Here is an 8837-nt window from a genome sequence, read left to right on the forward strand (position 1 = left end):
TTCAAAGCAGGAATCGGGCACGAAGCCTCCGACCGTCGCTTCCCCTGCATAGCCGATGCGCTGCAATTCCTCACCCAGCGTCGGTCCGTCATCGGCGCGACGCGCGCGCACCCAGTCACGATCGTACACGCCGGCGAAAGCGCCCGAGCAGATCATCGGCGGTGAGAATCGCGCGCCCTCCTCATTGGTCCAGTTGACGATCTCGATCGGACGCCGGGTTTGATGCCCGATATCATCGAGCCGGCGCATCAGTTCCAGCGCGCCGAGTACGCCCACGATCCCGTCGAAGCGCCCGCCATTGGCCTGGGTGTCGAGATGGCTGCCGACCAGGACGGGCGCCAGATCGTCCTCGCGACCGGCCCGGCGGGCGAAGATGTTGCCGAGCTCATCCACACGCACCGTGAGCCCCGCCTCGCGACACCAGGCGACGAAGAGATCGCGCATCTCGCGATCAGCGTCGCTGAGGGCCAGACGCGCCATACCGCCCTCGCGCCCCGCGCCGATGCGTGAGGAGGCCTCGAGAGTCTGCGCAAAACGATCGAGATCGATCCGGATATCCGCAGAAAGGCTCATCATTTCTCCCCTGTTCAGCGGTCGGGCAGGCTCAGCGGATCTCGAGGACCAGGCCGGACAGCGGCAGCCCGGTGATCACGCTTTCCCAATGCTGGCCCGCCTTCACCGGAAATGCCCGTGTGACGGTACCGGTCGAGATGATATCACCGACACCCAGTTCCCAACCATGCGGATTGTCCGCGAGCCCCTGCGCGAGATGGCGCAGCACCTGCAACGGCCCGCCCAGGATATTCTCCGCCCCGCCCTCGTCGATGGCGACGCCGTTGCAGCTGAGCGCGATGCGAAACCGCGAAAGCTTTTCACACCAGGCATCGGGATCAGCGCCATCGACGGGAGTGAAAGGTCCGTGGCGATAGCAGCCGTGCAAGGCACAGCCCGCCACCGTGTCACTCGCGGCGAAGCGCCAATCGGCGAAGAGCGATTGCACGATCTCGAACCCGTGCGCGATGCCGTCGACGCAGCGAAGGAGCGCGCGGTCATCCATCAGCGGGTCAGGGACGCGCGCGAGACGCAGGGCGATCTCCGGCTCGATGCGCGGCTCGCAGAACAGCGCGGCGCTGCACTGGGCGATGCCGTCCGCGGCGGGCGCGATGGTGGAATCGTAGATCGGCCCCCAGATCGGGGCGTGCACGTCGTATTCGTCCCAGATCGTGCGGTTGGTGAATCCGACTTTCCAGCCGATAGGCCGCTCGCCCCGCGCGACGCGCTGCGCCACGACGGCTGCGGCGATGGCATAGGCCTCGTCGAGATCGGGCGCCGGTTTCCGCATGCTGAAGCGGGGAATCTGGTGAACGCCGTCGAGGGCGAACAGGATCGCCCGTGCGCCGGCCTCGATATCCTGCGGGCTCATGCGCATCGCGCCCCTCCCCTTCTATCCGTCGTGTGGCAGCAGATGCTGCACCGGGTATCCCCGCCGCGCAACGGGCCGCGCCGCGCGATGCTGCGCGCCGAGGGCAATGCCCTTCGCGCATGCACGCACCTATCGGATCCCGCTGCGGCGCGCCTATTCTGTCAGGAACAGGGACGATTGCTTCGTGAATGAAGCCGTTTCCCTCCCCTCAGGGAGAAAGACCAGGGCGAGCACTGCATGTAGGCGTGGCTCCCTCCCCTCAGGGATGAAGGCGCGAATGGATAATCATATGACACTTCGGGGAGGACGGGTATGAACCATATCGATGTGAAGGGCCGCAAGGCGGTGGTGACCGGTGGCGCGCAGGGGATCGGACGCGCAGTCGTCGAGCGGCTGGTCGCGGGCGGTGCGCAGGTCGAGATCTGGGATCGCGATGGCGCGCTCGCAGAAGAGACCGTGCAGGCAATCGGCGCAGGCGTGAGCGCCCGCGCCGTCGACGTGACCGACAACGCTTCGGTCGAGGCCGCGGCGCAGGCCGCGCACGCGGACGGGCCCGTCGCGATCCTTGTCACCTCCGCCGGCATTGCCGGGGCCAATGCGCCGAGCTGGGAATATCCGATCGACGAATGGAACCGGGTGATGCGCATCAATGTCGACGGGACCTGGCTGTGCTGCCGGGCGCTGATCCCGGGCATGATCGAGGCCGGGTACGGGCGCATCGTCACCATTGCCTCCATTGCCGGCAAGGAGGGAAATCCCAATGCCTCGGCCTATTCGGCGTCCAAGGCGGCGGTGATCGCGCTGACGAAATCGATGGGCAAGGAACTCGCAGGTCATGACATCGCAGTGAACACCGTTACTCCGGCGGCGGCACGCACGCGCATCTTCGACCAGATGAGCGAAGAGCACATCAGTTTCATGCTCTCCAAGATTCCGCGCGGGCGCTTCGTACAGACCGAGGAAGTGGCGGCGATGGTCGCCTGGCTCGCTTCGCAGGACAATTCCTTCACCACCGGAGGGGTCTTCGATCTCTCCGGCGGGCGCGCCACCTACTGAGCCCGGCGCGACGCGAAAACGGGTATTCCACAGCGCCGATCGGCGCTAGAGGATGCGTTACGCATGTCCTCACCCGCCTGATCAGGATCGAAAGCCGACTGCATGTCCATCGCCCGCAGCCCGCTCTGGCTTCCCGGATTGCTGGCCGTGCTCGTCGGCGTGGGGCTCGGGCGCTTCGCCTATACGCCGCTGCTGCCAGCGCTGGTCGCGCAGGACTGGCTGAGCGAGACGCAGGCAGCCTATGCCGGTGCGGCCAATCTGGCAGGATATCTCGCCGGCGCGCTCGTGGCGCAGGCGCTCGCTGCGCGCCGCGAGCGCATCGCCATCCTCAACGGCGCACTGGTCGCGGCGGCAATCAGCCTGATCGCCTGCGCCTGGCCGCTGGGTTTCTTCTGGATGGCGCCGTGGCGCTTCGTGGCGGGGATGGCGGGTGCCTTCATCATGGTGCTCGGCCCGGCCACGATCCTCGCCGCCACCGCCACCGAAGCGCGCCCCCGGGTCTCGGGCATGATCTTCGTCGGTGTCGGTCTCGGCATCATTCTCTCGGGAACGCTCCTGCCCGCCATAGCCGCCTCGGGGCTGGTGGTTGCCTGGCTCACCCTCGGGATCGCCGCTTGTGCCCTCACTGCCGCAACCTGGCGGCTGTGGCCGCAAGCCGCGCTGCCTTCCGCCCCCTCCTGCGTCGCACTGCCCGGCCGGCTGACGGTGCTTCTGGTCATCCTCGCCTATGCGAGTGATGGAATCGGCTTCGTGCCGCATACGCTGTTCCTTTCTGATTTCATCGCGCGCGGACTCGATCAGGGAGAATTCGCCGGCGGCATCTACTGGGCCGTATTCGGAGCCGGTGCCGTCATCGGCGCACCGACCTGCGGGCTGATCGCTAGCCGGTTCGGGCTGATGCCGAGCTTCATCGGGGCGCTTGTCCTGAAGGCCACTGCAGTAGCCCTACCGCTCGCCGCGACGCAGGCACCTTTCCTCGCACTCTCGGCCTTTCTCGTCGGCGCGCTGACGCCGGGCATGGTCGCACTCGCGGCGGGACTCGCGGCGATGCTGGCACACGGTCCCGCGCAGGCGCGGCTGTTCGGCGCCATGACGATCGCCTTCGCGTTGGCTCAGGCCGGTGGCGGGTATCTGATGAGCTGGATCTTCGGCTTGACGCAGAGCCACATGACGCTCTTCGCGCTTGGTGCAGCGATGCTCGCCGGCGGCGCGATCGCGGCGAGCATGGCGGCCATCCGGCTGGGGCGCGGCTGAGGGGCGATCAGCCTTCGACATCGCCCCCGCTTCGCCGACGGCGTCCGCGCTTCCCCGCGCGCGGGCCGGCCTTTCGGCAATACAGTTCCATGCGATGATGCACCAGCTCGTAGCCGTGTTCAGCCGCGATTTCCGCCTGCAGGCGCTCGATGCGTTCAGAGTAGAATTCGATCACATCGCCCGTTTCAAGGTCGATGATGTGGTCGTGATGCGCAGCGTCCGCCGTCTCGAAACGCGAGGGCGCCCCCTCGAAAGCGTGTCGCTGGACGACGCTCTGGTCCTCGAGCAGGCTGAGCGTGCGATAGACGGTGGAGAGCGAGACGGAGGCGTCGATCTCCCGGGCACGGCGATGCAGTTCGGTCGCATCCGGATGGTCCCCTGCCGCAGCCAGAACGCTGAGCAAAGCTGCGCGCTGGCGCGTGATGCGAACGCCCTTGTCGCGCAGGGCGCGCTCCAGTTCGGCGACTTTCTGCGCCTGATCACCGCTCACGCACACTTGCTCCGCCGGTCGTTCAGCCAAGGCGAATCCCCCATCCGTGTCGCCTGCCACACAGCCTAGCCATTTGCCGCACCGGTTCAAGGCACGCGATCACAGCAAGCCGAGCTCGGCCAGTTCGCGGCGCATATCCTCCGGCATGGCGGCCAGCCCCTGCGCCGCCTCACGGGTGAGATCAGCGGGCGCATCCTTCGCCTCCAGATAGCGCCAGCCCTGGAACGGGCGGCAGGGGCGCGGCTCGACCGGAGTCACTTTCGGCGCGAGCACGAGATGGCAGCGTCCGATCCCGGCCCCATCCTTGAAGGGGCGGATTGCCTCGAGTCTCTGGCGCGCGCTGATTTGCCCCTTGATCACCCAGTAGAGCGAGCCGCCACCGACGATCTCACCGGCGCGTTTGGGCACCATACGCGTCGTATGCGCTTGCTCGAAGGAGCGGCCCAGACGTTTTGCGAGAATGCGTGTCTCCTCGATCCATTCCTCCAGATCGCGGATCGACTCGGCGCCGACACAGAGCTTGAGCAGATTCAAGGCCACGAAGCGCGCTCCCTCATGAATTTGGAACTGGCTACCCGATACTAGCGCGAATTGCGCATATGGCGAGCCATCGCGCAACAGCTCCCGGGCGGCGTCCACAAGGACGAGGCCGGCTCCGGCATCAGGCCCGGGCAAGCGATCTCTGCAATTCGTTTCAGAAGGGCTTAACCGTTGCGTGCAAAGCCGTTGCAGCTCGGCTATACGTGCGCGCCAAAGTCGGCTACAAGACGAAACTGTATTGGAACAGGACAACCATGCCCCAGGAAGAAACGAATTTCGGATAATTTTGAAACACATTGTGCCTTCGACAGAAAACTCATCTGAACCTTGCGCAAATTTACTAACAAAAATTAAGACCTTTCCGTTTGCTATCGCTCTCCGGATGACTACCAATACGATTACCAACCAAGAAGGGGGTAATCGATGTACGTCATTGTTGATGACAGGGACCTCGTGACGACCGGGTATCGAACCGGCTTCGATCGCGAGGGCGTGGCCGCCATGGGCTTCAAGCCGGGCGATTTCCATGACTGGATCAGCGCAGCCGATGATCCGGACGTCTCCGCGATCGAAGCGATCCTGCTGGGCGATTGTGCCGAGCGCGAACGCTATCCGCGTCTCGCCAAGAGCCGTTGCCAGGCGCCGGTGATCGCCATGAACGACACCAATTCGCTGGAGCAGACGCTCGGCCTCTTCGCCGCCGGAGTCGACGACGTGGTGCGCAAACCCATCCATGTGAAGGAAATCATGGCCCGTGTGGGTGCCTTCAATCGCCGGACGCTCGAACGCGCGGAAATGTGCGAGATCGACGAGATGCGGATCTATTTCGACGGGCGCGACCCGGAGATCCGTGGCGAGACACTGATGCTGCCGCGGCGCGAGCGTCGTATTCTCGAATACATGGTGCGAAATCGTGGAAAACGTGTCCAGCGCGCACAGATATTCAACGCGATATACGGTGTCTTCAACGAAAACGTCGATGAATGCGTGGTCGAAAGCCATATCAGCAAGCTGCGCAAGAAGTTGCGGACCGAACTCGGCTACGATCCGATCGATTCCAAACGCTATCTCGGCTACATGTTCCGCTGAGGGCGACGACACGATCTGCGATTTTCGCGGATTGCTTCAACTTTTCATCTTATAATTGTGTATCGCAGTTGGTTTCGCGCATCATGCGCACCGCATCCGGCCATGGGAGCCGGAAAGAAATCCGAAGGCCTACGCAGCCGTTGCGAAATGGCACGCATCTGCGGGTATTTCGTGCACAGACACCATGAGCGCTGCGACAAATGTGGGCTGGACTTTGCGTCATGCCTCGCCAACGATCATGCATACTTTTCGTCAAGCATGATCGGATTCCACGATGACAGTTGCCAACGGGCGTGAGCTTCTCTCGATACCCGGCCCGACAACGGTTCCCGACCGTGTCCTTTCCGCCATGCATCGCCCGGCCATCGACATCTATGCCGGCGACCTGCTTGCCACCACCGATGACTGCCTCGCCGGGCTGAAACGGATCTTCGGCACGAGCGCGGGTCATTGCTACATCTATGCCGCCAATGGCCATGGCGCCTGGGAAGCTGCGCTGACCAACGTTCTCTCGCGCGGCGACAAGGTCCTCGTCCTGCAAAGCGGGCGATTCGCGATGGGATGGGGCGAGATGGGCGGGCTGCTCGGCCTCGATGTCGAGGTGCTGGAGCAATCCTGGCGCAGGCCTGTCGATCCCGGGGCCGTCGAGGCGCGCCTGCGCGCCGATACCGCACAAAGGATCAAGGCCGTGCTGGTGGTGCAGATCGACACCGCATCCGGCGTCGCCAACGACATTGCCGGCATCCGCAAGGCCATCGACGCTGCCGGCCACCCGGCGCTCTACATGGTCGATACCATCGCCTCGCTGGGCACAGTGCCTTTTTCGATGGACGATTGGGGCATCGATGTCGCGCTTTCCGGCTCGCAGAAAGGCCTGATGACCCCGCCCGGCCTGAGCTTCGTCGCGCATAACCAGCGCGCTTTCGATGTCCATGCCCGCGCCGATCTGCGCACGCGCTACTGGGACTGGACCGAGCGCCACGGCCCACAGCATTATCAGAAATACTGCGGCACGCCGCCCGAACATCTGCTCTTCGGCCTGCGCGAGGCGCTCGCCATGCTGTTCGACGAAGGGCTCGACGCGGTCTGGCGCCGCCATCGCCTGCTCGCCGAGGCGACGCGGGCGGCAGTCGGGGTCTGGTCGCGCGGCGGGGCGCTCGATTTCAACATCGAAGTGCCGCAGGCCCGCGCCGATTCGGTCACCTGCGTGCTGATGGGCGACGGCTACATGCCGGAGCCGATCCTCGAATATTGCAAGATGCATTGCGGCGTCGTCGTCGGCGTCGGGATCGGGGAGCTCTCCGGCAAGGCACTGCGGCTGGCGCATATGGGCCATACCAACGCACCGATGGTGCTCGGCATGCTCGGCGCGGTCGAGATGGCCCTGCAAGCGCTCGACGTGCCGCATGAGCGCGGGGGCGTGCAGGCGGCAGTCGATCACCTCGCCGGCGCTGTCAAGGCCTGATCCGTGAGCGCGGGCGCAGGGCGTGGATTGCTCCGGCGCCTTGATCGGCGCTCAGCCCTGCAGCGCGGCCCACATCTCGCGGTCGCGCTCCGCCGTCCAGATCACCGGATGGTCGATGCCCGAGGCCTCGTCGAAGGCGCGCGCAACATTGAAGGGCTGGCAGTGCTCGTAGATGGCGAAATCGGCAAATTTCGGATCCATCACCGCCCGCGCTTCCTGATAGGTCTCCTTCAGGCTGCGGCCCCGCGCCACGGAGAGCTCCGCCGTGGTATAGAGCGACGAGACGAAATCACGCGTCATCGCAATCGCTTCATGCACTGTGGCGCGGTTGGTCAGCGCGTCACCGCGTCCGGGAACGAGGGCCCTGGGATCGAAGCCGCGGATCATGTCGAGCGTGCCGGGCCAGTCGCGCAGATGCGCATCGCCGCAATAGCAGGCCGAGTGGAATTCCACGAGATCGCCGGAGAACATCACCTCCGCATCGGGCACCCAGGCCACGATATCGCCCGCCGTGTGGCCGGCACCCAGATGATAAAGCTTCACCTCACGCTTGCCGAGGAAAACAGTCAGTTCCTCGCCGAAGACAAGATCGGGCCAGGTGAGGCCGGGAATGCTCTCGGCATCCTGGAAAAGGCGCGGGAAGCGCCCGAATTCCGATTCCCAATCCTGCTGCCCGCGCTCCTCGATCAGCCGGTAGGTCGCGTCGGAGGCGATCACCCCGTGTGCGTCATAGGCGGAAGCGCCCAGCACCCGCACCGCATGGTAATGGGTGAGTACCACGTAGCGGATCGGCTTGTCGGTAATCTTCGCCACCCGCGCGATCACATCGCTCGCCATGGCGGGCGTCGCCTGCGCATCGATGACCATGCAGCAATCCTCGCCCACGATGACGCCGGAATTCGGGTCCCCCTCGGCGGTATAGGCGTAGAGATCAGGCCCGATCTCGGCGAAGGTGACGTTCTTCTGGCTCATGTCGCCGGTCGAGGCGAAGCTCTTGCTCATGGTTTTTCCTCCCCTGGTGGATATCCTGCACCGATCAGGGCCAGCGCGCCGTGGGCGGCATCGATGACAGAATGGAATTGACGTTGCCGCCCGTCTTGAGACCGAAGATCGTACCGCGATCGTAGAGCAGATTATACTCCACGTAACGCCCCCGCCGCACCTGTTGCTCGTGCCGGTCCGCCTCGCTCCAGGACGTGTTCATATTGGCGCGCAGGATGCCGGGATAGGTGGCCAGAAACGCCTCGCCGACATCACGGGTAAAAGCGAAATCCGCATCCGGATCGCCCGACCAGTGGTAATCGTAGAAGATGCCGCCGATGCCGCGCGCCTCGTTGCGGTGCTTGAGGAAGAAATACTCGTCGCACCATTCCTTGTAGCGCTGGTAATCGGCCACGCCCTCATGCTTCTCGCAGACCGCGCGCATGGCCCCGTGAAAGGCCTGCGCATCATGATCCTCCTGCACGCGCCGGCGATCGAGCACCGGGGTGAGATCGGCCCCGCCCCCGAACCAGGGCTTC

10 protein-coding genes are annotated in these 8837 nt (G+C 64.7%); 4 read left to right on the forward strand and 6 right to left on the reverse strand.

The window, feature by feature from the left end; genetic code table 11:
* Together VKP01_RS09705 and VKP01_RS09710 are read right to left on the reverse strand one after the other, a co-directional pair.
* Positions 1-573: M20/M25/M40 family metallo-hydrolase (locus tag VKP01_RS09705; protein WP_324411947.1), on the reverse strand; the 573-nt coding region annotated here is incomplete at its 3' end.
* A 31-nt stretch (positions 574-604) separates the two neighbouring features.
* Positions 605-1429, reverse strand: a complete 825-nt coding sequence (locus VKP01_RS09710) for a 2-keto-4-pentenoate hydratase (RefSeq protein WP_324411948.1) — start codon at positions 1427-1429, stop codon at positions 605-607.
* A gap of 306 nt (positions 1430-1735) precedes the next feature.
* On the opposite strand from VKP01_RS09710, the gene VKP01_RS09715 reads away from it, so the two are divergent.
* Entirely contained in the window at positions 1736-2479 is a 744-nt protein-coding gene (locus tag VKP01_RS09715; RefSeq protein ID WP_324411949.1) for an SDR family NAD(P)-dependent oxidoreductase, read from the forward strand.
* Positions 2480-2581: 102 nt separating this feature from the next.
* On the forward strand, positions 2582-3733 hold the full coding sequence (locus VKP01_RS09720) for a YbfB/YjiJ family MFS transporter (RefSeq protein ID WP_324411950.1): 1152 nt from the start codon (positions 2582-2584) through the stop codon (positions 3731-3733).
* Between the two features lie 7 nt (positions 3734-3740).
* Here the strand turns inward: VKP01_RS09720 and VKP01_RS09725 are convergent, their stop codons facing one another.
* Positions 3741-4223, reverse strand: a complete 483-nt coding sequence (locus VKP01_RS09725) for a Fur family transcriptional regulator (RefSeq protein WP_324411951.1) — start codon at positions 4221-4223, stop codon at positions 3741-3743.
* Between the two features lie 99 nt (positions 4224-4322).
* On the reverse strand, positions 4323-4763 hold the full coding sequence (locus VKP01_RS09730; protein ID WP_324411952.1) for a DUF1489 domain-containing protein: 441 nt from the start codon (positions 4761-4763) through the stop codon (positions 4323-4325).
* Positions 4764-5186: 423 nt separating this feature from the next.
* Here VKP01_RS09730 and VKP01_RS09735 point away from each other — a divergent pair, with 423 nt between their 5' ends.
* Both VKP01_RS09735 and VKP01_RS09740 read left to right on the forward strand, forming a co-directional pair.
* A complete protein-coding gene (locus tag VKP01_RS09735) occupies positions 5187-5852 on the forward strand; it encodes a response regulator transcription factor (protein ID WP_324411953.1) in 666 nt (221 codons plus the stop codon).
* A 274-nt stretch (positions 5853-6126) separates the two neighbouring features.
* Positions 6127-7317, forward strand: coding sequence for a pyridoxal-phosphate-dependent aminotransferase family protein (locus VKP01_RS09740; RefSeq protein ID WP_324411954.1), 1191 nt, complete (start codon positions 6127-6129; stop codon positions 7315-7317).
* 51 nt (positions 7318-7368) lie between these two features.
* On the opposite strand, the gene VKP01_RS09745 is transcribed toward VKP01_RS09740, so the two are convergent.
* Positions 7369-8319, reverse strand: a complete 951-nt coding sequence (locus VKP01_RS09745) for an MBL fold metallo-hydrolase (protein WP_324411955.1) — start codon at positions 8317-8319, stop codon at positions 7369-7371.
* Positions 8320-8353: 34 nt separating this feature from the next.
* Positions 8354-8837: coproporphyrinogen III oxidase (locus VKP01_RS09750; RefSeq protein WP_324411956.1), on the reverse strand; the 484-nt coding region annotated here is incomplete at its 5' end.

This window comes from Saliniramus sp. (genome assembly GCF_035311605.1).
Lineage (GTDB): Bacteria > Pseudomonadota > Alphaproteobacteria > Rhizobiales > Beijerinckiaceae > Saliniramus.